The organism is Pseudomonas sp. SWI7 (assembly GCF_006351945.1).
In the GTDB taxonomy this organism is placed as follows: Bacteria; Pseudomonadota; Gammaproteobacteria; order Pseudomonadales; family Pseudomonadaceae; genus Aquipseudomonas; species Aquipseudomonas fulva.
In genome coordinates this window covers 4,218,155-4,242,031 of the sequence record NZ_CP040930.1, presented here as the reverse complement: position 1 = coordinate 4,242,031, position 23,877 = coordinate 4,218,155, and the positions used below count along the sequence as shown (strand labels likewise).

General features: G+C 62.1%; 21 protein-coding genes. 8 read left to right on the top strand and 13 right to left on the bottom strand.

From position 1 onward, the window contains the following. Positions 1-18 precede the first annotated feature (18 nt). Both FH041_RS19385 and FH041_RS19380 read right to left on the bottom strand, forming a co-directional pair. The gene (locus FH041_RS19385; RefSeq protein ID WP_012316587.1) at positions 19-177 is read right to left on the bottom strand and encodes a YqaE/Pmp3 family membrane protein; all 159 of its coding nucleotides are present in this window, start codon (positions 175-177) and stop codon (positions 19-21) included. A gap of 143 nt (positions 178-320) precedes the next feature. Further along, positions 321-1,565 (bottom strand): aminotransferase class III-fold pyridoxal phosphate-dependent enzyme, encoded by a 1,245-nt coding sequence (locus FH041_RS19380; protein WP_059183580.1) that lies wholly within the window; start codon positions 1,563-1,565, stop codon positions 321-323. Between the two features lie 202 nt (positions 1,566-1,767). Between FH041_RS19380 and FH041_RS19375 the strand changes: the two genes are divergently transcribed. After that, the gene (locus FH041_RS19375) at positions 1,768-2,691 is read left to right on the top strand and encodes a LysR family transcriptional regulator (RefSeq protein WP_028686632.1); all 924 of its coding nucleotides are present in this window, start codon (positions 1,768-1,770) and stop codon (positions 2,689-2,691) included. A gap of 310 nt (positions 2,692-3,001) precedes the next feature. On the opposite strand, the gene FH041_RS19370 is transcribed toward FH041_RS19375, so the two are convergent. The 9 genes from FH041_RS19370 to bioB form a co-directional block, all read right to left on the bottom strand. Beyond that, positions 3,002-4,780 (bottom strand): acyl-CoA dehydrogenase C-terminal domain-containing protein, encoded by a 1,779-nt coding sequence (locus FH041_RS19370; protein WP_028686633.1) that lies wholly within the window; start codon positions 4,778-4,780, stop codon positions 3,002-3,004. 122 nt (positions 4,781-4,902) lie between these two features. Beyond that, positions 4,903-6,186 carry a diguanylate cyclase gene (locus FH041_RS19365; RefSeq protein ID WP_027913604.1) on the bottom strand — a complete coding sequence of 428 codons (1,284 nt, stop codon included), beginning with the start codon at positions 6,184-6,186 and terminating at the stop codon, positions 4,903-4,905. A gap of 152 nt (positions 6,187-6,338) precedes the next feature. Continuing rightward, positions 6,339-8,144 (bottom strand): phenylacyl-CoA dehydrogenase, encoded by a 1,806-nt coding sequence (locus tag FH041_RS19360; protein WP_027913603.1) that lies wholly within the window; start codon positions 8,142-8,144, stop codon positions 6,339-6,341. Positions 8,145-8,407: 263 nt separating this feature from the next. Further along, positions 8,408-8,704, bottom strand: coding sequence for a hypothetical protein (locus tag FH041_RS19355; protein ID WP_059183577.1), 297 nt, complete (start codon positions 8,702-8,704; stop codon positions 8,408-8,410). A gap of 169 nt (positions 8,705-8,873) precedes the next feature. Next, complete coding sequence (bioD, locus tag FH041_RS19350) at positions 8,874-9,554, bottom strand: dethiobiotin synthase (protein WP_027913601.1); 681 nt, start codon at positions 9,552-9,554, stop codon at positions 8,874-8,876. A gap of 9 nt (positions 9,555-9,563) precedes the next feature. Continuing rightward, positions 9,564-10,382 carry a malonyl-ACP O-methyltransferase BioC gene (gene bioC, locus FH041_RS19345; protein WP_059183576.1) on the bottom strand — a complete coding sequence of 273 codons (819 nt, stop codon included), beginning with the start codon at positions 10,380-10,382 and terminating at the stop codon, positions 9,564-9,566. Further along, positions 10,375-11,106 carry an alpha/beta fold hydrolase gene (locus FH041_RS19340; RefSeq protein ID WP_088522859.1) on the bottom strand — a complete coding sequence of 244 codons (732 nt, stop codon included), beginning with the start codon at positions 11,104-11,106 and terminating at the stop codon, positions 10,375-10,377. Before FH041_RS19340 ends, bioC begins: the two co-directional genes overlap by 8 nt. Next, positions 11,099-12,271: an 8-amino-7-oxononanoate synthase gene (gene bioF / locus FH041_RS19335; RefSeq protein WP_088522858.1), complete on the bottom strand. Its 1,173-nt coding sequence runs from the start codon at positions 12,269-12,271 to the stop codon at positions 11,099-11,101. The genes FH041_RS19340 and bioF overlap by 8 nt, the downstream gene beginning before the upstream one ends. 1 nt (position 12,272) lies before the next feature. Beyond that, on the bottom strand, positions 12,273-13,331 hold the full coding sequence (gene bioB, locus FH041_RS19330) for a biotin synthase BioB (RefSeq protein WP_023532484.1): 1,059 nt from the start codon (positions 13,329-13,331) through the stop codon (positions 12,273-12,275). Positions 13,332-13,418: 87 nt separating this feature from the next. On the opposite strand from bioB, the gene FH041_RS19325 reads away from it, so the two are divergent. The 4 genes from FH041_RS19325 (at position 13,419) to rarD (ending at position 17,021) form a co-directional block, all read left to right on the top strand. Then, entirely contained in the window at positions 13,419-14,153 is a 735-nt protein-coding gene (locus FH041_RS19325) for a ComF family protein (protein ID WP_027913597.1), read from the top strand. 82 nt (positions 14,154-14,235) lie between these two features. After that, positions 14,236-15,000, top strand: a complete 765-nt coding sequence (locus tag FH041_RS19320) for a TOBE domain-containing protein (RefSeq protein WP_027913596.1) — start codon at positions 14,236-14,238, stop codon at positions 14,998-15,000. A 96-nt stretch (positions 15,001-15,096) separates the two neighbouring features. After that, entirely contained in the window at positions 15,097-16,071 is a 975-nt protein-coding gene (locus FH041_RS19315; protein WP_028686641.1) for a serine/threonine protein kinase, read from the top strand. 62 nt (positions 16,072-16,133) lie between these two features. Beyond that, the gene (rarD, locus tag FH041_RS19310; protein ID WP_027913594.1) at positions 16,134-17,021 is read left to right on the top strand and encodes an EamA family transporter RarD; all 888 of its coding nucleotides are present in this window, start codon (positions 16,134-16,136) and stop codon (positions 17,019-17,021) included. A gap of 246 nt (positions 17,022-17,267) precedes the next feature. Here the strand turns inward: rarD and FH041_RS19305 are convergent, their stop codons facing one another. Continuing rightward, positions 17,268-17,786, bottom strand: a complete 519-nt coding sequence (locus FH041_RS19305; protein WP_027913593.1) for a glycine cleavage system protein R — start codon at positions 17,784-17,786, stop codon at positions 17,268-17,270. A 444-nt stretch (positions 17,787-18,230) separates the two neighbouring features. Here FH041_RS19305 and FH041_RS19300 point away from each other — a divergent pair, with 444 nt between their 5' ends. Further along, positions 18,231-20,408 carry a malate synthase G gene (locus tag FH041_RS19300; protein WP_027913592.1) on the top strand — a complete coding sequence of 726 codons (2,178 nt, stop codon included), beginning with the start codon at positions 18,231-18,233 and terminating at the stop codon, positions 20,406-20,408. Between the two features lie 67 nt (positions 20,409-20,475). Here FH041_RS19300 and FH041_RS19295 read toward each other — a convergent pair whose 3' ends face one another. Beyond that, on the bottom strand, positions 20,476-20,928 hold the full coding sequence (locus FH041_RS19295) for a response regulator (RefSeq protein WP_027913591.1): 453 nt from the start codon (positions 20,926-20,928) through the stop codon (positions 20,476-20,478). A gap of 209 nt (positions 20,929-21,137) precedes the next feature. On the opposite strand from FH041_RS19295, the gene FH041_RS19290 reads away from it, so the two are divergent. Together FH041_RS19290 and FH041_RS19285 are read left to right on the top strand one after the other, a co-directional pair. Beyond that, complete coding sequence (locus tag FH041_RS19290) at positions 21,138-23,075, top strand: DUF294 nucleotidyltransferase-like domain-containing protein (protein WP_027913590.1); 1,938 nt, start codon at positions 21,138-21,140, stop codon at positions 23,073-23,075. Further along, complete coding sequence (locus FH041_RS19285) at positions 23,072-23,782, top strand: PolC-type DNA polymerase III (RefSeq protein WP_027913589.1); 711 nt, start codon at positions 23,072-23,074, stop codon at positions 23,780-23,782. The genes FH041_RS19290 and FH041_RS19285 overlap by 4 nt, the downstream gene beginning before the upstream one ends. The last annotated feature ends 95 nt before the right edge of the window (positions 23,783-23,877 follow it).

The window sequence follows — 23,877 nt, the reverse complement described above, 5'->3', positions numbered from 1 at the left end:
CCGTGAGCCGCAGGGAATTCAACGCTTGGCGATGATGTACACCGCGTGCACGATGCCTGGGATATAGCCAAGCAAGGTCAGCAGGATGTTCAGCCAGAAGGCTCCGCCAAACCCCACCTGCAGAAACACGCCCAAGGGCGGCAGAATGATTGCGATGATGATCCGAATAATGTCCATGCGAGTCTCTCCGTAAGGGGTTACATCACAGACTCGCCGCCGCTTGCAGAGGTTCCACAGGCAAAAAAAACGCCCTGGATCGAATGTGACAGACCCAGGGCGGTGCGCAGAAACGCCAGACGGTTCGGTTGTACGTGGGTGGACTAGGCTGGCATCTTGCGCCCCGAGACCTGGGCCGCGTGCAGTCGCGCGAACGCGCGCGATAGGCGCAACAGCATTTCGTCGACGTTGCCGCGGGTCACGGTAAGCGACGGCGAGAGCCGCAGTACATCGGCCTGGGGCGCACCGACCAGCAGGCACTCTTGCAACGCTGCACGCTCAAGCGCCCGTGCCAGGGGCTCGTTGAGCTGCAATGTCCACAGCAGCCCGCTCCCGCAGACCTGGCCCTGGCCAAAGCGGCCCGCCAAGCGGCTAAGTCCCTCGCGTAGATGGCGGCCAGTGTCCTGCACGTGCTCGATGAAGCCCGCACTCAGCACCGTTTTCAGGACTGCCAGGCCTGCTGCGGCCGTCAACGCATTGCTGTACCAGGCATCCGGCAGGCCTGCCATCGGCGTGCAGCCAGCGCTGCTGCGTACCAGCAAGGCGGCCAGTGGAACGCCTCCACCCAGGCCGCCACCTAGCACCACCATGTCGGCATGCACGCCGTACAGGTTTTCGGCCAGCAACGCACCGCAGCGGCCCATGCCGGTGTGCGCTTCATCAAGGATCAGCAGAATGCCCAGCTCGCGGCAAAGGGCCTCAGCGCCCTTGAGGTATTCCTCGGTTGCAGCAACGATTGCACCCTGGCTTTGCAACGGTTCCAGCACGACGGCTACCGTGCGCGACTCCACGGCCGCGTGCAGTACGGCCAGGTCATTGAACGGCACATGGCTGAGAGGGGCGTGTTCGGGTGTGCAATGGCTTGCACGGCTGGCCACAGGCGCACCATACGCGGCTTCGCCGCCCTGGCGGGCAACGATGATATGGCCAGCACCGTGGCGATGGCGCTCACCCCACTGGCGAGCCAGGCGCACAGCACCTTCATGTGCCTGAGCCGTGCTGTCGAAAAGCAGGGCACGGTCACTCCCGGTTGCTTGGCAGAGCTGGTCGCGCAACGCCAGAACGCCCTCATGCGAGCGCCCCACGCCCGGGTTGATCAAGGCTTGAGCCTGGCTCGCCACCGCCTTCACCACGGGCTCTGGGCTGTGCCCCAGCGTGTTGACCCCGTCGCCTTGATTGAAGTCCAGGCACGCGCGGCCTTGGTCGTCCCAAAGCCAGGCGCCTTGCCCTCTGACGAAAACAGGTGAGCCCATCGCCGCTGTATCGAGACGAGGCCGAGCACGTGCTGGCTCATGCAATGTTTCAATCCCGACAGCACGCGCTGGACGGCGAAGGTTGAACAGATTCATCGAAGTTCTGCACGCTAGGATGATGGGCAGGGCTGGAACGGCTTTGATTCAACTGAATGCCGTACCTATGAATAGGAAGTCAGGCTGCGGTAACGGTGGGGTCCGCACAAAGCCTGTAACCCGTTGTTATACAGCGATAGACTAGGCGTCGAATGCCGATTCCGACATTTCGATTTAGCAGTATTTTCAATAAGTAGAACTTATGGATTTTCGTCAACTGCGTTATTTCGTCGCGGTCTATGAAGAAGGCCATGTCGGGCGCGCCGCCGAGCGTCTGTCATTATCTCAACCGGCCCTGTCCCAGCAGATTCGCCAACTCGAGCATGGCCTGGACCTGAGCCTCTTCGAGCGCAGTAACAAGCGCCTGCTGCCTACACTGGCGGCGCACACCTTGTACAATCATGCCCTGCCCCTGCTCGACGGCCTGCAAAGGGCCCACGAGGCGATGCGAAACTTCAAAGGCCAGGCACTGCGCACCTTGGCGATCGGCGTTTTGCAGACGGTTCGGCCAAGCCTGGTACCGCAGCTTCTGGAACGACTGCGCAAGGCCCAGCCGCACCTGGTGGTGCAGATCTATGAGTTGTCGGGTCTGGAAATCGAGAAGCGCCTGATCAGTGGCACGCTGGATATCGGCATCAGCTATTTGCCCGCGCGCCAACCTGGGCTGCATGGCGTGTTGTTGTACGAGGACGAATTGCAGTTGGTCATCCCAGCGACCCACCCGCTCAAGGACTTCAAGAAGGTGTCGATCCACCAGGCGGCGGAATTGCCCATGCTGATGCTGGGCGAGGAGTTCCAGATGCGCCAGATCTGGCAGGCCCAGCTGGCCAGCCAAGGTCGTCGCCCGCAGGTTCAGGCAGAAATGAATAACATGGCAGGCATTCTCGACAGCCTGTCACACACCTCATTGGCGACCATCCTGCCGGGCCGTGCCAAGGAAGCCGAACAGGCGCAGCAAGGGCTGCTGTGGAAACCATTGAGTGAACCCAGGGTGCCCTTGAAAGTAGGGCTGGTGTTTCGTGACGCTCAGCGTCAACAGGCCTCTATCGAGCTTCTGCGTGGCCTGCTCGAAGAAGAAACCAACCTGCGCGGACCGGTGGCTTCGCCACTGGATGCACTGAGCTGAACGTGACGCACAAGAAAAACCCCGCCGAGGCGGGGTTCTTCAGACTGTTTCCCTGTGACATCCGTATCGCCCCACCATCCTGGCAGGAAATCCTTCGTCGTCTTCCTTGATCTGTCCTATGCGCTTCCTGCGCAACGTCCATGGAAGAAAGATAACCCTGGATCCAATCTGAGAACAGTGGTGAAAAGTCACCACGTGTTGTAGGAAAAGGCTTACAAAGGGTAATCATTCCTATCACCACCCTTTGTCATGGCGACCACCCTGGCGCCGAGCCCTTGCGCTACAGTCGTCTTCATCGCCTGCGCCAGTCCTAGAACTGTTCCGCACCCAGCAGGTACAGCGATTCGCTACCCGCCTTGACCGAGGCGATAAGCGAATCGACGCGGGGCAGCAAGCGAGCGAAATAGAAGCGTGCCGTGCCAAGCTTGCCTTGGTAGAACGCTTCATCACCCTCGCCTGCCAGTGCAGCCTGGGCCATCAATGCCCACATGTAGCCATAGGCGACATAGCCAAAGGCATGCAGGTATTCAACCGACGCCGCCCCGATTTCGTTCGGATTGCCCTTGGCTTGTTGCAGCACCCAGTCGGTCACGCCATCGAGCTGGTCGAGCGCCGCTTCCAAGGGGCTGGTAAACGCAGCCATGCCATCACCGGCACCGGCAATGAACTCACGCACTTCGTTCGAGAACAGCTGGTAGTACGCGCCACCACTGGCCACCACCTTGCGGCCCATCAAGTCCAGCGCCTGGATACCGTTGGTGCCTTCGTAGATCTGGGTAATACGCACATCGCGCACCAGCTGCTCCTGACCCCATTCGCGGATATACCCGTGCCCACCGAACACTTGTTGACCGTGCAAGGTGCACTCAAGGCCCAGGTCGGTCAGAAACGCCTTGGCCACCGGGGTCAACAGCGCGACCAGCTCCTCGCTGCGCTTGCGCACGGCACTGTCTTGCGCGTATTTGGCGCTGTCCAGTTGCAAGGCCACGTAGCTGGAAAACGCCCGTCCGCCCTCGGTCAGCGCCTTCATGGTCAGCAACATGCGCCGCACATCCGGGTGCACGATGATCGGGTCAGCAGGCTTTTCCTTGGCTTGGGGCCCGGTCGGTGCACGGCTTTGCAGGCGATCCCGGGCGTATTCGACAGCGTTCTGATAAGAGCGCTCGGCCGAAGCGAGCCCTTGGATGCCAACCCCGAGCCGCTCGTAGTTCATCATGGTGAACATCGCGGCCAGCCCCTTGTTGGGCTCCCCCACAATGTAACCGACCGCCTCGTCGAAATTCATTACGCAGGTGGCCGAGGCCTGGATACCCATCTTGTGCTCGATGGACCCACAGGTCGCCGGATTGCGAGCACCCAGGCTGCCGTCTTCGTTGACCAGGAACTTGGGGACCAGGAACAGGGAGATCCCTTTGGGGCCTGCCGGTGCGTCTGGCAGCTTGGCCAGGACCAGGTGAATGATGTTCTCGGTCAGGTCGTGCTCGCCACCGGTGATGAAGATCTTGGTGCCGGTCACACGGTAGCTGCCGTCAGCCTGGGGCTCGGCCTTGGTGCGGATCATGCCAAGGTCAGTACCTGCATGAGGTTCGGTCAGGCACATGGAGCCTGCCCACACACCTGAATACATGTTCGGCAGGTACGTGTGCTTGAGCGCCTCGTCGGCGTGGGCGTTGATCGACAGGCAGGCACCTGCGGTGAGCATGGGGTACAAGCCAAACGACAGGCTGGCTGCGTTGACCATCTCCTCGACCTGGGCCGATACCGCCTTGGGCATGCCCATGCCGCCGAAGGCAGGGTCGCCACCCACGCCTACCCAGCCGCCTTGAGCATAGGTGTCGTAGGCTTCGATGAACCCGGCAGGCGTATGCACCGCGCCGTTGTCCCAGCGGCAGCCTTCCTCGTCGGCAGCGCGGCTGAGCGGTGCAATGCTGCGTGCAGTGACCTTGCCTGCCTCCTCAAGCACCGCCATGGCCGTTTCGGCATCGACCAACTCAGCCAAGCCCGGCAGCTGCGCCCACTGCTGGCCCACGTTGAAGACTTCATTCAGTACGAAGCGCATGTCGCGCAGGGGCGCTTTATATTCAGCCATGACAACCTCTCGCTGGTCAGGACGGGCGGCGATGAGCATCGCAGCACGGGTAGTGGAACCAGTGTAACCGAACAACTTTTACGACACATAGGGTCATCAAGAGACTAAGTAGTCAGTTATGGTCACGCTTCCCGCACTGCTCCCCGACGATTTTTCAGGCCGTGCACCATCAAGCAATTACGCCCCGCGGCCTTGGCAGCGTACAGCGCCTGATCGGCAGCCTTGAGCACCTCTTCAACGCTGCGGTTATCGCCCTGCCGTTCGGCCACACCTACGCTGATGGTCACGGTAACCGTGTCGCCACTGCTGCCTGTGCGGCGCTGGCGGCCGGCGTTGTCATCCAGCGGACGAGCACTCTGGTCACGCAAGTGCATGGCATAGCCGGCAATCGCTTCTCGAACCGCTTCCAGATGCGGCACGCACTGGTCAGCCGTCTTGCCCGCGAACACCACGGCGAATTCTTCGCCGCCATAGCGGTAGGCGCGGCCTCCCCCCTTGACCTTGCCAAGCCGGCTGGCCACCAGCCGCAAGACCTGGTCGCCCACATCATGGCCATGGGTGTCGTTGAAGCGCTTGAAATGGTCCACGTCGGCCATGGCGATCACATAGGAGCGCCCTAGTCGCTGCAGGCGCTCATTGAGCGCGCGACGGCCCGGCAACCCGGTGAGCTCGTCACGGAACGCCATCTGGTACGCTTCGTGAGCGACTGCCGTGGCAATCATCAGCATGACCTGGCTGCACATGATGTTCAGCGTGAAAGGCAACACGAACGTCTTGGGCAGCATCCAGAAAATACCGACCAGGCCCACGATCAAGGCGCCATGCAGGGGCCTGGGCGCACGCAGGTACTGTACGACGAGTAACGCCAGCATGCCCATGAACACCGGGTAGGCCAGCTGAATCAGGCTCATCCACTGACCGTGCAAGATCGGCCAGCGGATTTCCGCCAGGCTGGCCAGCAGTGCCTCGGGAAAGCTTTGCTCGAAGCCGGCCGCCACTGCGGCCGTGGCCAACAGCACCGCACACCTGGCGACCAGGTCCTGGAGCAGGTGCGTGCGCTCCTGCCAGATGCCATAAAGGCCATACAACGCCGGTAACAGCAGGCACACGAGGTGGAAGATCACGGCAGCATCTTCACGAACGCGGCCGTTGTCTCGATAGAAGTCAGTCTGGGTATCGAGCAGGAAATAGGCGATGTAGACCGTGAGCATCAGAAACAGCTCCCGCTGGCGCCTGTACACCGCGCAATAGGCGCCGCCCATCAACAGCACGAGGGTTGGCAGCACATTGAAAAGCGATGTGAAGAAAACGCTGAGGTCCTTGACGTAAGCCGCAGCCAAGCCTGCCCCCAGCAAGACGAGAGAGGGTACGAAATGGCTTGGGCGGACAGCGTTAAGGCGAAGCAAGGGCAATTCCAACCTGGCAGACCAATAGTGGCATTGTGCCCTTAGTTGATCGGCCGTTCACCTGGACACTTGAGTACCTTTATTGTTGGCTTGCGCCAGACATAAAAAAACCGTCTGCCGAAGCAGACGGTTCGCATACGACCTGAGGTGACTCAGTAAGCCAGGCCGAAGTGTTCTTCGTCCATGGCCATCAGGTTGTCAGCACCGGACAGCATGGCAGCCACATGCGTGCGGGTACGCGGCAGGATGCGCTGGAAGTAGAAGCGTGCCGTTTGCAGCTTGGCGGTGTAGAACGCCGCTTCACTGGTACCTGCTGCCAGCTTTTCGGCAGCCAAGCGGGCAATGTCGGCCCAGAAGTAAGCCAGGCAGGCGTAGCCGGAGTACATGAGGTAGTCCACCGATGCCGCACCCACTTCCTCACGGTCCTTCATGGCAGCCATGCCCACCTTCATGGTCAGCTCGCCCCATTCCTTGTTCAACGCAGCCAGGGGCTGAACGAACTCGTTGACCGCCTCGTTGCCTTCCTGCGACTGGCAGAACTTGTGCACGATCTTGGTGAAGCCCTTGAGGGCCTCGCCTTGGGTCATCAGCACCTTGCGGCCCAGCAGGTCCAGGGCCTGGATGCCCGTGGTGCCCTCGTACAGCATGGAAATACGGCTGTCACGAACGTTCTGCTCCATGCCCCACTCGGCGATGAAGCCATGCCCACCGTAGACCTGAACCCCATGGTTGGCCGCCTCGAAGCCGACCTCGGTCATGAAGGCCTTGGCGATTGGGGTCAGGAACGCCAGCAGGGCATCGGCCTTCTTGCGCTCTTCCTCATCCTGACTGTACTTGACGATGTCCACCTGCTTGGCCGTGAAGTAGACCATCGCACGGGTGCCCTCGGCGAAGGCCTTCATGGTCAGGAGCATGCGACGTACATCCGGGTGGACGATGATCGGGTCGGCGGCCTTCTCAGGCGCCTTGGGCCCGGTCAGCGAGCGCATCTGCAGGCGCTCGCGGGCATACTTCAAGCCACCTTGGAAGGCCACTTCGGCATGGGCCAGGCCTTGCAGCGCAGTCCCCAGGCGTGCCGTGTTCATGAAGGTGAACATGCAGTTCAGGCCTTTGTTGGCCGGGCCGATCAGGTAACCGGTGGCTGCGTCGAAGTTCATCACGCAGGTGGCATTGCCATGGATACCCATCTTGTGCTCGATGGAGCCGCAGCTCACACCATTGCGCTCACCTGCTGCGCCTTCGGCGTTGGGCAGGAACTTCGGCACGATGAACAGGGAAATGCCCTTGGTGCCAGCCGGTGCATCGGGCAGGCGTGCCAGCACGATGTGCACGATGTTCTCGGCCATGTCGTGCTCACCGGCCGAAATGAAGATCTTGGTACCGCTGACCTTGTAGCTGCCATCGGCCTGGGGTTCGGCCTTGGTACGCAGCATGCCCAGGTCGGTGCCGCAATGCGGTTCGGTCAGGCACATGGTGCCGGTCCATTCACCCGAAACCAGCTTGGTCAGGTAGGTGTGCTGCTGTTCGGCAGTGCCGTGGGCCGAGATGGTATTCATTGCGCCGTGGGACAAGCCTGGGTACATGCCCCACGACCAGTTGGCACCGCCCACCATTTCGCTCAGGGCCAGGCCCAGCGACTCGGGCAACCCCTGACCACCGTGCTCCACATCGTGCGCCAGGCTCGGCCAGCCGCCTTCGACGAACTGCTGGTAGGCTTCCTTGAAACCGGTCGGCGTCTTCACGCCCGCCTCGCTCCAGGTGCAGCCTTCCTGATCGCCTACGCGGTTGAGCGGCGACAGTACCTGCTCACAGAACTTCGCACCTTCCTCGAGAATCGCGTCCACCATGTCGGGCGTGGCGTCCTGGCAACCTGGCAGGCTCTGATAGTGCGCCTCGTAGCCGAGTAGCTCATCACGCACGAAGCGAATATCACGCAGGGGGGCTTTGTAGTCAGGCATCGCGATGAACCTCTAGGTGAGTTCTGTGGGGGACCGGCGCACGCGGCAGGGTCTATCAAACAGTTGTTTGAAACTTACGTTTACCGCTGCCGGATGTCAAGAAGGGCCAGAGGTGCCATTTACGCCACGGAAAATGGCGCATCCGCCATCAACGCCCACGCCACTTCGCCCGTGAGGACGGGGACGCTTCTGGCGAAGAAAAGAAAACGAGGCAGTGCAAGCCTCTGGGCGGTGTGTGGCAGGCGGGAACGCGCTATCGACCGTTAGGCGTAGGTGTCGATGATACGACCCAGCATTTCGTCGGATGCCTTGACGACTTTGGCGCCAAGCTCGACTTCGGTTCTGCCCAGCGCCATTTGCACGGTGCTGGTGGCCAGGTCCATTTGCTGACTTCTGTCGACGGCACGCAGCCGCTCGGCCTGAAAATCACTCGACTGACTGGTGGCGGAACGTTCGGCGGTGGTGTTGGCGAGCTGGCTGGCGGCCTGGTCAACGCGATTCTGACCATTGTGAATGGCACCAAGGCCTGCGTAGAAGGCGGAGCTACCGGTGATTTCCATGTCAGGACTCCATCGACACTGGATGACGGTGAGGCCTCATTAAAGCAGGCCAGCTACCAAAAAGCCCGTTTAAATCGCTAATGGCTCAGTGCCACTTGATAGGCCTTGACCATACCAGCGTCAGTTAACCTTCACGCTTGGCCCCGCCGCTACCGCAGACACGCGCTGGTTAATCCAGCAAGTCCAGTTGCAAATGCTCGGCCACCTTGTCCGCCGTGGCTTGCTTGAGCTTGGGCACTCGGCCCAGACAAGGCGCCGGCAGCCGTTCGGCCAGGCTGGCCAGATTCTCTTCGAGCCGCGACGTTTTTGGCTCGATGATGTTCGCCACCCACCCGGCGAGCTGCAGTCCGTCCCGTTCGATGGCTTCGGCACTGAGCAGCGCGTGGCTGATGCAGCCCAGCCTTACCCCGACCACCAGGATGACCGGCAGCTGCAATGCAACGGCCAGGTCCGACAGGTTCGCCAGGCCCGAAAGCGGCACCCGCCAGCCGCCTGCGCCTTCGATCAAGGTGAAATCGGCCTGGTGCTGCAACACCGTGCGCATATCCGCCAGCAGCTGCGCCACCGCCAGCGTCACACCGGCTTCCCGCGCGGCGACATGGGGGGCGATGGCTGGCTCGAAGGCGAATGGGTTGACCTGCTCGTAGGCGAGCTTGATGGTGCTCTCGTCGATCAGCGCCAGGGCGTCGCTGTTGCGCAAGCCCTTGGCCGTCATGCTGCAGCCAGATGCCACCGGCTTGGCCCCCAGGGTGCTCAACCCCTGCAACTTCGCTGCGTGTAGAAGACCGGCTGCAATGGTGGTCTTGCCGACATCGGTGTCAGTTCCAGCAATGAAATACGCCTGACTCATGAAGTACTCCTATGCCACAGGCTTGCGCAGCACGCCGTAGACCACTTGATAAGTGGCAGGCAGCCCTTGGGGCTGGCGGTAGGCCTCGTACGCCTGGAGCATACCCTGTATGCGGGCGCGCCCGGTGAGCCCGGCAGGACGACCCGGGTTGAGGTTGTGCGCCCCCAGCGCCTTGAGTTCATGGGTCAATGTGCGCACGTGTGCATAATGCAATACATGCGGCAACTGTTGCAGTACCTGCGTTTCGAGGGCACTGGCTGCACATGAACGTTGGTATTCGTCGAAGCGCCTGAAGCGGTTGACGTGTACCTGGCCATCCACGGCCTGCCAACTGCCGCGCAATTCATCGAGCGTACCCACGCACAGGCTGCTGAAAGCCAGGACGCCGCCTGGTCGCAGAATACGCGAAGCTTCTTCCAGCACTTGGGCAAAATGGCTGCACCACTGGACGGCCAGGCTGGAAAAGACGAGATCGACGCACCCCTCCCCCAGCGGCAAGCGCTCGGCATCGCCGACGATGTAGCTTTGGGCGCCATCGGCTCGATCGCGAGCATGACGCAGCATGCCTTCGGCGATGTCCACGGCAACACCGCTTGCAGGCCCGTAACGCTCGGCAAGCACCCGGCTGAAATGGCCCGTGCCACTGCCCAGATCAAGCCAGCGAGTCGGTTCGAGGTCAGATGGCAGCATCGTCAGCAGGTTCATGCCGACCGAACGCTGCAGGGCTGCCACGCTGTCATAGCTGGCTGCCGCACGCGAAAACGACGTGGCCACCTGGCGTTTGTCGGGCAAGGCGCCAGGCAAGCCTGGCTGGGAAAGATCAGTCATCGCCACTCTCATGCAGGAAACTTTTGATACCGCTGGCCAGTTCTTGTGGGTACTCGAGCACAAACGCATGGGAACTGTCTTCGACAAGGCCCACTTCCACGTCGGGCAACAGCTCGCTCAACGCCTGCGCAGCTTCGGCTGGCACCAGGGCATCTGCGCCGGCAAAAAGATGAAGCTGCGGGCCGGCGAAGGCCTCCAGCGCTGCTCGGGTATCGAGCTGGGCCAGTACCTGTAGCGCCGTAGCCAGGTACAGCGGATCGGTGTCTGGAACGCCTACGCCCAGCTGGCGAAGCAAGGTGCGCGGTTGCATGGCCCCTTCGCTGCACAACGTGCGAAAGCGCTTGAGCGTGACCGACGGATGGCTGCGGCAACCATCCAGGAACGTCCCGAAGGTGTCTTCGGCCATCCCGTGAGGCCAATCGGCACGGGCCACGAAACTAGGGTTACTGGCCAGGGTGAGCAAGCCGCAACAGTGGTCGCCGCGCTTGTCGGCCAGGGCACTGGCCAGCATACCGCCCAGCGACCACCCCCCCAGCCACACATCGTTGGGTACCTTGCGATCCAGGTGCTCGACCCAACCCTGGACGTCACAGTGATCCAGCTCCGGCATGGGCATCAGCGTCACCTGAAGCCCAGGGTCCTGGGCGCGCAGGCTGGCTGCAAGCGGCTCAAGAGAAGCGGTGCCCAGGCCCCAGCCTGGTAGCAGTACGAGTCGGTTACGCATCGGCGCGCTCCAGCTGTGGATAACACTCTGCCAATGCATTCAACAATAGCTGCACCTGAGCTGCTGTGTGGGCAGCGCTCAAGGTAACGCGCAATCGCGCACTACCGACCGCCACCGTAGGTGGCCGGATAGCGGTCACCAACAGACCGCGCTCGCGCAGTAGCTGCGACAGACGAAGCGCTTGCGCGCTGTCACCGATGACAATCGGCTGGATCGGCGTCTGGCTCTCCATTAGGCGCAAGCCCAGTTGTTCTGCGCCTTCGCGAAATTGCTGTATCAGTGCCGCCAGGTGCTCGCGTCGCCAAGGCTGTGTCCGCACCAGCTCAAGGCTCTTGAGGGTGGCGCAGGCCAAGGCGGGCGGTTGGCTGGTGGTGTAGATGTAAGGCCGGGCGAACTGGATCAGCGCTTCGATCAGCGCTTCACTGCCAGCCACGAACGCACCCGCCGTACCGCAGGCCTTGCCCAGCGTACCGACCAGTACCGGGACATCGTCCACGCCCAGGCCATAGTGCTCGACGACTCCTCCGCCGCCCACACCCAGGGTGCCCAGGCCATGGGCATCGTCCACCATCAGCCAGGCATCGCGCGCACGCGTCGCCTGGGCCAGCGCCGGCAAATCGGCCACATCACCGTCCATGCTGAACACGCCATCGGTCACGACCAATGTATTGCCCGTGGCCTTGGCCAGGCGGTCGCTCAGGCTGCCGACATCATTGTGCAGGTAACGGCTGAAACGCGCGCCGCTGAGCAGGCCACCGTCGAGCAGCGAGGCGTGGTTCAGGCGATCCTGCAACACCGTATCGCCCTTGCCCACCAATGCGGTGATTACCCCCAGGTTGGCCATGTAGCCGGTGGAGAACAGCAGCGCTCGCGGCCGCCCGGTGAGTTCGGCCAATGCTTGCTCAAGTTGATGGTGTGCCGTGGTATGGCCTATGACCAGATGCGAAGCCCCCCCACCCACACCCCAGCGATCAGCACCTGCCTGCCAGGCCGCGAGCACGTCAGGATGACTTGCCAGGCCCAGGTAATCGTTGCTGCAGAAAGCCAGCAGCGGCTGGCCATCGACCACTACCAGCGGCCCTTGTGGGCTTTCCAGCAAGGGGCGCTGTCGGTAGAGGTCCGCCGCGCGCCGGTCGGCCAGCCGCGCGGCCAAGTCGAAGGCCATGTCAGGCCGAAGCTGCATCGTAGAACAACGCATCGTTGCGCTGCTCGACCAGCGCCTGCTCGATCGCAGCCTGGTGGACTTCATCGGCGTGCTCTTCACCGGCTTCAGGCTTGATTCCCAGGCGTGCGAACAGCTGCATGTCCTTGTCGGCCTGCGGGTTGGCCGTTGTCAGCAACTTTTCACCGTAGAAGATCGAGTTGGCACCGGCCAGGAATGCCAAGGCCTGCATTTGCTCGTTCATCTGCTCACGGCCTGCCGAAAGGCGCACGTGCGACTTGGGCATGAGAATACGGGCCACTGCCAGCATGCGGATGAAGTCGAACGGATCGACGTCGGCCTCGTCGGCCAGCGGCGTACCGGCCACCTTGACCAGCATGTTGATCGGCACGGACTCCGGATGCTCAGGCAGGTTGGCCAGTTGAATCAGCAGGCCTGCGCGGTCATCGAGCGTCTCGCCCATGCCGAGGATGCCGCCAGAGCAGATCTTCATGCCGGCATCGCGCACATAGGCCAGGGTCTGCAAGCGCTCGGCGTAGGTGCGCGTAGTGATGATGCTGCCGTAGAACTCGGGGGAGGTATCGAGGTTGTGGTTGTAATAGTCCAGGCCCGCCTGGGCCAGCGCTTGGGTCTGCTCCTGGTCGAGCTTGCCGAGGGTCATGCAGGTTTCCAGGCCCATGGCCTTGACCCCTTTGACCATCTCCAGCACATAGGGCATGTCCTTGGCCGAAGGGTGCTTCCACGCAGCGCCCATGCAAAAGCGCGTGGAACCAATGGCCTTGGCGCGCGCGGCCTCCTCGAGCACCTTCTGCACCTCCATGAGCTTCTGCTTTTCCAGGCCGGTGTTGTAGTGCCCGGACTGCGGGCAGTACTTACAGTCTTCGGGGCAGGCACCGGTCTTGATCGACAGCAGGGTTGAGACTTGCACCCGGTTGGCGTCGAAATGCGCACGGTGTACAGCCTGGGCGTTGAAGATCAGGTCGTTGAACGGCTGTTGGAACAGCGCCTTGACCTCGGCCAGGGACCAGTCGTGACGTGTTGTTGCAGTTGTACTGGCGCTCATCGGCGTTTCCTTGTTTAGGCTCTAGCAGGCGCCGGGCAAGGAGAACGCCCGCGCTTCACGGATAGCCGAAATAGTCAGGGAAGGCCCATGAACTGTCAACTTAAGCTTAAGAAGCTGGTCTACAATTGGTCACTAGTTAACCAAATATGCGCACTATGCGGTGCCACTGCGCTCCAGCCCTACGCGCTATGCGAGCCATGTGAACAACAACTGCCCTGGCTGAATGATGACCACTGCTCACGGTGCGCCCTGCCTCTGGCCATGGCAGGCATGGAATGCGGACAGTGCAACCGCAGGCCGCCAGCATTCGAACGGGTTCTGGCACCCTGGCATTTCACATTTCCGGTGGACACCCTGATCAGTCGGTTCAAGCACAACCGTCAGTGGCCGCTGGGACGCCTGATGGCTGAGATTGCCGGTCATGCGCTGAGCCATCACTATGCCGAAGGCCTGCCCCGCCCCGACGTGCTGCTTGCTGTACCCCTGACACGGCGCCGGCTGCGTGAACGGGGGTTCAACCAGGCTGCGATGCTGGCGCGTTGGTGGTCAAGGCAACTGGCAGTGCCCTTCGTCGAACACCTGCTGGTACGCACCCGCCACACCACGGCCCAGCAGCATCTGAGCGCCAAGGCTCGATGGCGCAACCTGCGTCAGGCGTTCGCCGTATGCGGTGGCCTGCACGGCCAGCATGTCGCGCTCGTCGATGATGTACTGACCACCGGCGCGACGGCGCAGGCTGTTGCACAGGTCCTGCGCAAGGCAGGTGCCGCACGTGTAGACGTCTACTGCCTGGCACGCACACCCAAGCCCGGCTATGCATGAGCGTGCAGGCCAGTGGCGGCGACGCAGTGGTACGCTACGCCCACCCCGTACACTGGCCCATCACCGAACCGGTCGGATGCCCATGCCCTTACCTGCCCCACTGACCCATCACATTACCCGCCGCCCACAGCGCGTGGCCCTCTTGCAGCACATTGCCGAGCAGGGCTCCATCACCCGCGCCGCCAAGGCTGCCGGCATGAGCTACAAAGCTGCCTGGGATGCGATCGATGAACTCAACAACCTGGCCAGCAGCCCCTTGGTAGAGCGCAGCACTGGCGGGCGCGGCGGCGGCGGTGCACGCCTGTCTGCCGAAGGCGAACGGGTGCTGAGGCTGTATCAGCGCCTGCAAGCCTTGCAAGCTCAGTTGCTCGAAGCCACCGATGATGTGAGCGACCTTGACCTGCTCGGTCGCCTGATGCTGCGCACCAGCGCCCGGAATCAGCTGCAAGGCCAGGTCAGCGCCCTTCATCGCGTGGGGTGGCATGATCGGGTCGGCCTTGCACTGAGTGGGGGGCTGCAGATCGAAGCCTTGATCACTCATGACAGCACCGAGCGCCTTGGGCTGACCTTGGGCACGACGGTGGTGGCCTTGCTCAAGGCAGGTTGGGTGCGCCTGCTGGGCCACAGCGACGAGGCGGATCAACAGCACAATTGCCTGCAGGTGACCGTGGACTCGATTCTGACGGGCACCGATGGCCCCCACGAGGTGCGCCTTGCGCTTGGCAATGGTCAGACCCTGTGCGCCTTCGCCGAACCGGCCTGGCTGGCAGAGCACCAGGTGACCGTTGGCAGCGCCCTGCGTGCGCAGTTCTCGGCCGCCGATGTGGTGATTGGTATCCCGGCCTGACCTGTAACGGCGTTTGGCACATGGCCGAGTGCCCTGCGGCGCCTCGGTGGCCAACGCGGTAACATGGGGGCCACGCTGCCTACCGCCGGAGTCATCATGTCCCACCCGTTCGCCACACTCACCCCCGACTTGGTGCTCGACGCCGTGGAATCATTGGGGTTTCTCAGCGATGCGCGGGTATTGGCACTCAACAGCTATGAAAACCGCGTCTACCAAGTGGGCATCGAGGGCGAGCAGCCCTTGATCGCCAAGTTCTATCGACCCGGTCGCTGGAGCGATGCAGCCATCGTCGAAGAACACCGCTTCACGGCCGAATTGGCCGGCTGCGAAGTGCCGGTGGTAGCGCCTCTGCAGCATCAAGGCAACACGTTGTTCGAACACGGTGGCTTTCGCTTTACGCTGTTCCCGCGCCGTGGTGGGCATGCCCCTGAACCCGGCAACCTCGATCAGTTGTACCGCTTGGGCCAGTTGATCGGACGCCTGCATGCCGTGGCTGCCAGCCGGCCGTTCGAACACCGGGAAGCGTTGGCTGTGGATAACTTCGGGCACGCCTCACTGGACACACTGCTAAAAGGCGGGTTCGTGCCCCGGGAACTGTTGCCCGCCTTCGAATCGGTCGCGCGCGATGTACTGGCTCGAGTGGAAGCCATCTATGCCCGCACCCCGCACCAGGTCATCCGCCTGCACGGTGACTTGCACCCGGGCAACCTGATGCACCGCGACGAGATCTACCATGTGGTTGACCTGGACGACTGCCGCATGGGCCCTGCGGTACAGGACCTGTGGATGATGCTGGCAGGCAATCGGGATGAGCGTCAGGGCCAGTTGGCCGAGCTGGTCGAGGGCTACAACGAATTTCACGACTTCGACCCGCGTGAGCTGGCGTTGATCGAGCCGCTGCGTGCCCTGCGTCAACTCCACTACAGTGCCTGGCTGGCGCGTCGCTGGGACGATCCGGCATTTCCGCCCAGCTTCCCGTGGTTCGGTCAGCCTAGGTACTGGGGTGATCAGATTCTGGCGCTGCGTGAGCAAATGGCCGCCCTCGATGAAGCCCCACTCAAGTTGTTCTAGATCGACCGTCGGCGCTGTCTACAATAGCTGCCGTTAATCAGCATCTTAAGCAAGGACTCTGCATGCACGCTGCAAACCCGCGTCGCGGGTATCTACTGGGCCTGAGTGCCTACATCATCTGGGGCCTGTTCCCCCTGTACTTCAAAGCCATCCAAAGCGTCCCCGCCGTGGAGATCATCGTCCACCGTGTGCTGTGGTCAGCGCTGTTCGGCTCGATACTGCTCGCCTTCTGGAAACACCCCGGCTGGTGGCGCGACCTGCGCGACAACCCGCGGCGCTTGGCCATCCTGGCATTGAGCGGCACATTGATCGCAGCCAATTGGCTGACGTATGTCTGGTCGGTGAACAACGGACGCATGCTCGAGGCCAGCCTTGGCTACTACATCAACCCGCTGATCAACGTGCTGCTCGGCATGCTGATTCTCGGCGAGCGCTTGCGCCGTTTGCAGTGGCTGGCGGTCAGCCTGGCCGCGCTCGGCGTCATGCAACAGGTCTGGCAGGTGGGCAGCCTGCCCTGGGTATCCTTGGCACTGGCGCTGACCTTCGGGTTCTACGGGCTTATTCGCAAGCAAGCCCCCGTGGCGGCCCTGCCCGGCCTGGTTGTCGAGACCTGGATGCTGGTACCGCTGGCGCTTGGGTGGTTGCTGCTGCACCCCGGCGCGATGAGCGCGCAAGGTGAGTTCTACACCACAAGCGAGGCCTTGTGGCTGATGGCTGCAGGCCCCGTGACACTGGTGCCGCTGGTGTGTTTCAACGCTGCCGCACGGCATCTGCCCTACACCACGCTGGGCTTTCTGCAATACCTGGCGCCAACGCTGGTCTTGCTCCAGGCCATCTGGCTGTTCGACGAGCATCTATCCCCAAGCACGCTTACCGCATTCATGTTCATCTGGGCAGGGCTGGCGTTGTACAGCGTCGATGCGTGGTGGAGTTTGCGTAAAAGTCGCTGATCAAAAAACGATCATGTCTCTGTACGCCTTGATATACATGGCCTGCAGAGACATCTCCAGAGCTTATCCACACCCTCGTCCCCGCCGTTTGTGCACAACCCCCTCTGCATTGATCAATTTTCGATCAAATCTCTGCAGCCCTTGCAAGCCGGGCGCTGGGGCCCGATAGCCCCAGCTTATCCACAAGGCCGTCCTCTCTAAATCGGGATAACTTCTGCCAGAGTCTGCGGCAGTGGCGAGCCGCATTTACTCATCCGCGCGCAACCGCAACTCCACCATCAAGTCATCGGCCAGCGCTTCCAGACGTTGCTGCAACTGCTCCAGCGGCAGGGACGCGGGTAATGCCAGAAGGGCCTCGGCATGAAACAGGGGTTCGTTGCTCATCGGTGCCGGGCGTACCTCTGTGGCAATCCGTTCGACGTTCACATTCAGCTCGGCCAGCACACGGGTGATATCCCGCACGATCCCTGGCCGGTCGTTACCTACCAGTTCCATGCCAAAGGGTTTGGATGCATGGGCAGGCTCGCTGCCACTTTCGGCCAGTTGCACGCGAATGCCGTGTGCGGACAATGCCCCTAGCGCGTCCACCAACGCGTCATACCGATCCGCCGGCACTGCCACCCGCAGGATGCCGGCAAATTGCCCAGCCATGCGCGACATGCTGCTTTCCAGCCAGTTACCCTCGAAGTCGGCGATGCACTGGGCGATCCGCTCGACTTGGCCGGCCTTGTCCGGGGCGATCACGGTAAGCACAAGATGTTCCACGGAATGTTCCTCGAGTGGGGTTCAGGCCATACAGCGCCAAGGTGTCGCCACAGTATAGGCAAGGCGCGTCAACCTGCCGCAGGGCAATCCTCCTTATAAATCGTGTACTGTTTTTAGATTTATCTGGAACAATCACTCCGTTTTTTGCGAACATGGCGCTTCCTTGCAGGATCCTGTGCGACCAACAGGTCGCCTGACGGCGCTTTTAGTCTGATAGTGCCCAGCCGGCTGCTTCATGTAGTATCCGTGGGCGCGGACTACACAACGTCGTTTGAAGGTCTGTCGAGGCGCCTGTGAAGAATGCACGTTGCTTGCTGTCAGGCAGGCAAACCGCACCCAGCCGCGTCCGGGCTTGTACCGGAGGCATGCACTGGTGCCGTGCGAGGAGAAGCGCTACAGGCTCAATACAAAAGAGCGAAATAGCTGAGCAGAGTGAGGCAAGCAATGACTGGATACGTTCAAGTCGGTGGCCTTCAGGTCGCCAAAGTCCTGTACGACTTCGTGAACAACGAAGCCATCCCCGGAACCGGCATCATCGCCGAGCAGTTCTGGGCAGGTGCTGAAAAGATCATCAACGACCTCGCTCCAAAGAACAAAGCCCTCCTCGCCAAGCGCGACGAGCTGCAAGCCCAGATCGACGCCTGGCACCAGGCCCGCAAAGGCCAGGCCCACGACGCCCCGGCCTACAAGGCTTTCCTTCAGGAAATCGGTTACCTGCTGCCACAAGCCGACGATTTCCAGGCCACTACGCAAAACGTGGACGAAGAAATCGCCCACATGGCCGGTCCGCAGTTGGTGGTACCGGTCATGAATGCACGCTTTGCCCTGAACGCCGCGAATGCCCGCTGGGGCTCGCTGTACGACGCGCTCTACGGCACCGACGCCATCAGCGAGGAAGGCGGCGCCGAAAAGGGGCAAGGCTACAACAAGGTACGTGGCGACAAAGTGATCGCCTTCGCCCGTGCCTTCCTCGACGAAGCGGCACCACTGGCTGCTGGTTCGCACGTCGACTCCACGGCCTATCGCATCGAGGCTGGCCAGTTGGTCGTCACCCTCAAAGGCGGCAGCAACACGGGCCTGCGTGACGACGCCCAACTGGTCGGGTTCCACGGCGACAGCAACGCCCCCACTGCCGTGTTGCTCAAGCACAATGGCCTGCACTTCGAAATCCAGATCGATGCCAGTACCCCGGTGGGCAGCACCGATGCCGCAGGCGTCAAGGACATCCTGATGGAATCGGCACTGACCACCATCATGGACTGCGAAGACTCCGTGGCGGCAGTCGACGCCGACGACAAAGTGATCGTGTATCGCAATTGGCTGGGGCTGATGAAAGGTGACCTGGCCGAAAGCGTCAGCAAGGGCGGCAAGACGTTCACCCGCACCATGAACCCCGATCGCGAGTACGCAGCGCCGAACGGGGGCAGCGTCACGCTGCATGGTCGCTCGCTGCTGTTCGTGCGCAACGTGGGTCACCTGATGACCAACCCGGCCATCCTCGACGCGCAGGGTAACGAAGTCCCGGAAGGTATCCAGGACGGTCTGTTCACCAACCTCATGGCGCTGCACAACCTCAACGGCACCACCAGTCGCCGCAATACCCGTACCGGCAGTGTGTACATCGTCAAGCCGAAGATGCATGGCCCGGAGGAAGTGGCGTTCGCCGCCGAGATATTCAGCCGGGTCGAAGACCTGCTGGGTATGCAGCGCAATACCGTCAAGGTCGGCATCATGGACGAAGAGCGCCGCACAACGGTCAACCTCAAGTCCTGCATCAAGGCCGCTGCCGAGCGCGTGGTGTTCATCAATACGGGCTTCCTCGATCGCACGGGCGACGAAATCCATACCTCCATGGAGGCAGGCCCGGTCGTGCGCAAAGGCGCCATGAAGAACGAGAAGTGGATCGGCGCCTATGAAAACAACAACGTCGATGTAGGCCTTGCCACCGGCCTGCAAGGGCGTGCGCAGATCGGCAAGGGCATGTGGGCCATGCCCGACCTGATGGCCGCCATGCTGGAGCAGAAGATCGCTCACCCGCTGGCCGGTGCCAATACCGCGTGGGTGCCTTCGCCGACGGCAGCCACCCTGCACGCCCTGCACTACCACAAGGTGGATGTGCAGGCGCGCCAGCGCGAGCTGGCTTCGCGCACACCGGCTTCGGTCGATGACATCCTGGCCATTCCGCTGGCGACCAACCCCAACTGGTCGGACGAGGAAATCCGCAACGAGCTGGACAACAATGCCCAGGGCATCCTGGGCTACGTGGTGCGCTGGATCGATCAGGGTGTGGGTTGCTCCAAAGTGCCCGACATCAACAACGTGGGGCTGATGGAAGACCGCGCCACCTTGCGCATTTCCGCCCAGTTGCTGGCCAACTGGCTGCGACATGGTGTAGTCAGCCAGGAGCAGGTGCTCGAAAGCCTCAAGCGCATGGCGGCAGTGGTCGACAAGCAGAACGCCAACGACCCGCTGTATCGCCCGATGGCGGGCAACTTCGACGACAACGTTGCCTTCCAGGCGGCAGTCGAGCTGGTGCTCGAAGGTGCCAAGCAGCCTAACGGCTACACCGAGCCTGTGCTGCATCGCCGTCGCCGTGAGTTCAAGGCACGCAACGGGATCTGAACGACCGGCGTATAGCGTGAGCTGCTTGCAGCGTTGATCGGCGGGGCCTTCGGGCCCCGCTTGCACATCAGGCCAGCTTCAATTCGCGCTTCACCAGTTCGAGCAGTTTCGCCAGGTCGACGGGCTTCAACAGAAAGTCCACAACCCCCAGGTGCATGACATCAACGGCCTCTTTCACATCGGTATCGCCTGATACCACGATGATCGAAAGCGCAGCCCGGTCCGCTTCCTGCATCTCGCGCACCTTGTGGATAAGGTACAGCCCATCCTCGGGCTGCATCCGCAGGTCGGTGATCATCAGCGCGATGCGAGGCTCCCAATGGAGCTTGAACAGCGCCTCCTGGGCGCCATCGGCCGTCATGCCGTCGATACCCTTGCTTTTGAGATACAACATCAAGGCTTCGCTGTTGACCGGATTATCGTCGACCACGAGCACTACCGGCCGGGCAGGCGGCGGCGCACTCACAGCAGCGAGTGCCGCACGCTCTGCGTCGCTCAAGATATCGGTGTGCTCGGACATGGTCGTCTCGTATCCATTCGCTCTACTGGTAAGACCGCAGATTCTCCGACACCCAATTTACCTTTCGTCGGATTATTGACGTGTTCGTGCCCTAGACTTACGTCCAATGGGCACCACGCCCTCTGCAGGCCGACCATGAATGCCGAAAACAACAAAGCCGACCCTATAGATAGATATATATAGTTCGGCGTAGCGATACGGTCAGGTCGATGAGCAAAAAAGACGCCTACCAGCAAGCGGGTAGAACGGCAGTGCTGCAAAACATCCAGGGCACCCTGCAATTCCTGCAGCGCTTTGCGCCCTTCAACCAGATGGAGCAGAGCCATCTGGCCTACTTGGTCGAGCAGTGCCAGCTGCGCTTCTACGCCAGCGGCGAAAGCATCATCAAGCCAAGCGACGGGCCGGTCGAGCACTTCTACATCGTCAAGCAGGGCCGCGTCGTTGGTGAGCGGCAGCACCTGGTCAAACCCGGCGTCGAAACCACGTTCGAGATTACCCACGGCGAGTGTTTTCCACTGGCAGCCTTGCTCGGCGAGCGAGCCACGCGTACGGAGCACCTGGCCGGTGACGACACCTTCTGCCTGCAACTGAACAAGGCGGCATTCATCCGCGTCTTTTCCCTTTCCGAGGTGTTCCGCGATTTCGCCTTGCGAGGGGTCAGCAGTCTTCTGGATCAGGTCAACCAACAGGTCCGTCAACAGGCGGTGCAAACCCTGGGTACCCAGTATTCCCTCAATACACCGCTAGGCGAACTGGCCATGCGTCACCCCGTGGCCTGCGCCCCCGAGACACCGCTGCGCGAAGCCGTGCGGCTGATGCATGAGCAGCAGGTTGGCTCGATCGTGATCGTCGATGGGCAGCGCCAGCCGACGGGCATTTTCACCTTGCGCGATCTGCGCCAGGTGGTTGCCGCAGCCGATGCCGATCTGGGTGCACCCATTGCACGGCACATGACCGCCGCACCGTTCTACCTGAGCCCCCAGGCGAGTGCCTTCGATGCGGCCATGGCGATGACCGAGCGGCATATCGCGCACGTGTGCCTGGTGGAGAGCGGGCGGTTGTGTGGGGTGGTGTCCGAGCGCGATCTGTTTTCCCTGCAGCGGGTGGACCTTGTGCACCTGGCGCGTACCATTCGTCATGCGCCGCGCCTGGACACGCTTGTTTCCCTGCGAGGCGAAATCAGTCAGTTGGTCGAGCGCATGCTCGCCCACGGTGCCTCCTCTACGCAGATCACCCAGATCATCACCTTGCTCAACGACCACACGGTATGCCGGGTCATCGAACTGGCGCTGGCAGAACGTGGCGATCCGGGGGTGCCGTTCAGTTGGCTCTGTTTTGGCAGTGAAGGGCGGCGCGAGCAGACCCTGCACACCGACCAGGACAACGGTATCCTCTTCGACGCGGCCGATGACACCGAAGCGCAGGCCATCCGGGCGCGGCTGCTACCGTTGGCGCAGTACATCAACCAATGCCTGGCGCAGTGCGGTTTTACCCTGTGCAAGGGCAATGTCATGGCCGGCAACCCTGCGCTGTGCCTGTCGCACAGCGAGTGGTCACGGCGCTTTGCCGGCTTCGTGCGTGACGCAAGCCCGGAGAACCTACTCGGCTCGAGCATCTACTTCGACCTGCGAGTAGTCTGGGGCGACGAACACACGTGCGAGGCGTTGCGCAGCACATTGCTGACGCAGATAGCCGACAACCGTATCTTCCAACGCATGCTGGCTGACAACGCCCTGCGCCAACGCCCGCCTGTGGGGCGTCTGCGCGACTTCGTGCTGACACGCCAGGGCACTGACAAGGCTGGCACCCTGGACCTCAAGGTTCAGGGCCTGACGCCCTTCGTCGATGGCGCACGTGTGCTGGCGCTGGCCCATGGGATCGGTGCTTGCAATACCCTGGAGCGCATCCGCCAACTGGTGGTCAAGGGTGTGATCGATCCCCTGGACGGCGCCGCCTACGAAGAGGCGTACCATTTCATCCAGCAGACCCGCATGCAGCAACATCAACGCCAGGCACGCGACAACCTGGCCTACTCCAACCGCCTGGACCCAGACAGCCTCAACCACTTGGACCGGCGCATCCTGCGCGAGTCGTTGCGCCAGGCTCAGCGGTTGCAAAGCAGCCTGGCCATGAGGTACCAGCTGTGAGCTTCTTCGCATGGCTGCGCCCCCAAGCTCCGCAACTGGCGCTTTCGCAGCGCGAACGCCTGGCGGCCTTGCCCCTACCCACCGCGCTTGGCACCTGCACCCTGCGCGAGCAGCGCTGGGTGGTACTTGACCTGGAAACCAGTGGCCTGAACACCAACCGCGATCAAGTCCTGTCCATAGGCGCAGTGGCCATCGAGGACGGGGCAGTGGACTTCTCGCAGCAGTTCGAGCGGACCCTGTACCGACCTGAGCAGAAGACCAACCCCAGCGTCCTGATACACGGCCTGGGCCCAAGCGCCCTGGCAGCGGGCTGCGACCCAGGGCACGCACTGCTTGACCTGCTCGAGTTCATTGGCACCAGCCCGGTGCTGGCTTTCCATGCGCCGTTCGATGAGCGCATGCTGGCACGGGCCCTCCGGCAGAGCCTGGGTCATCGTCTGCAAATACCCTTCCTCGATGTGGCCGAGCTGGCACCCATGCTCAATCCCGACACGGTGTTGCGAGAAGCCGGTCTCGATGACTGGGTAGCGCGTTTCGAGCTGCAGGTACAAGCGCGTCATCACGCCAGCGCCGACGCACAGGTGACCGCAGAGCTGGCGTTGATTCTCTTGAGCCAGGCGCGCCGCCAGCACATCCAGAGCCCGGCGCAACTTGAGCAATGCCTGCAGAACTGGCGACGTCGGATGGCCCAGCGCCACGGCCTATAGGCAACGGGTCAGGCAGCCGGCCCTTACTACGTGATGGCGGTAGCGGGCTAGCACGCATGCCCCTGCCATATCGCCCAGGCTCGCGATCTCTCTAA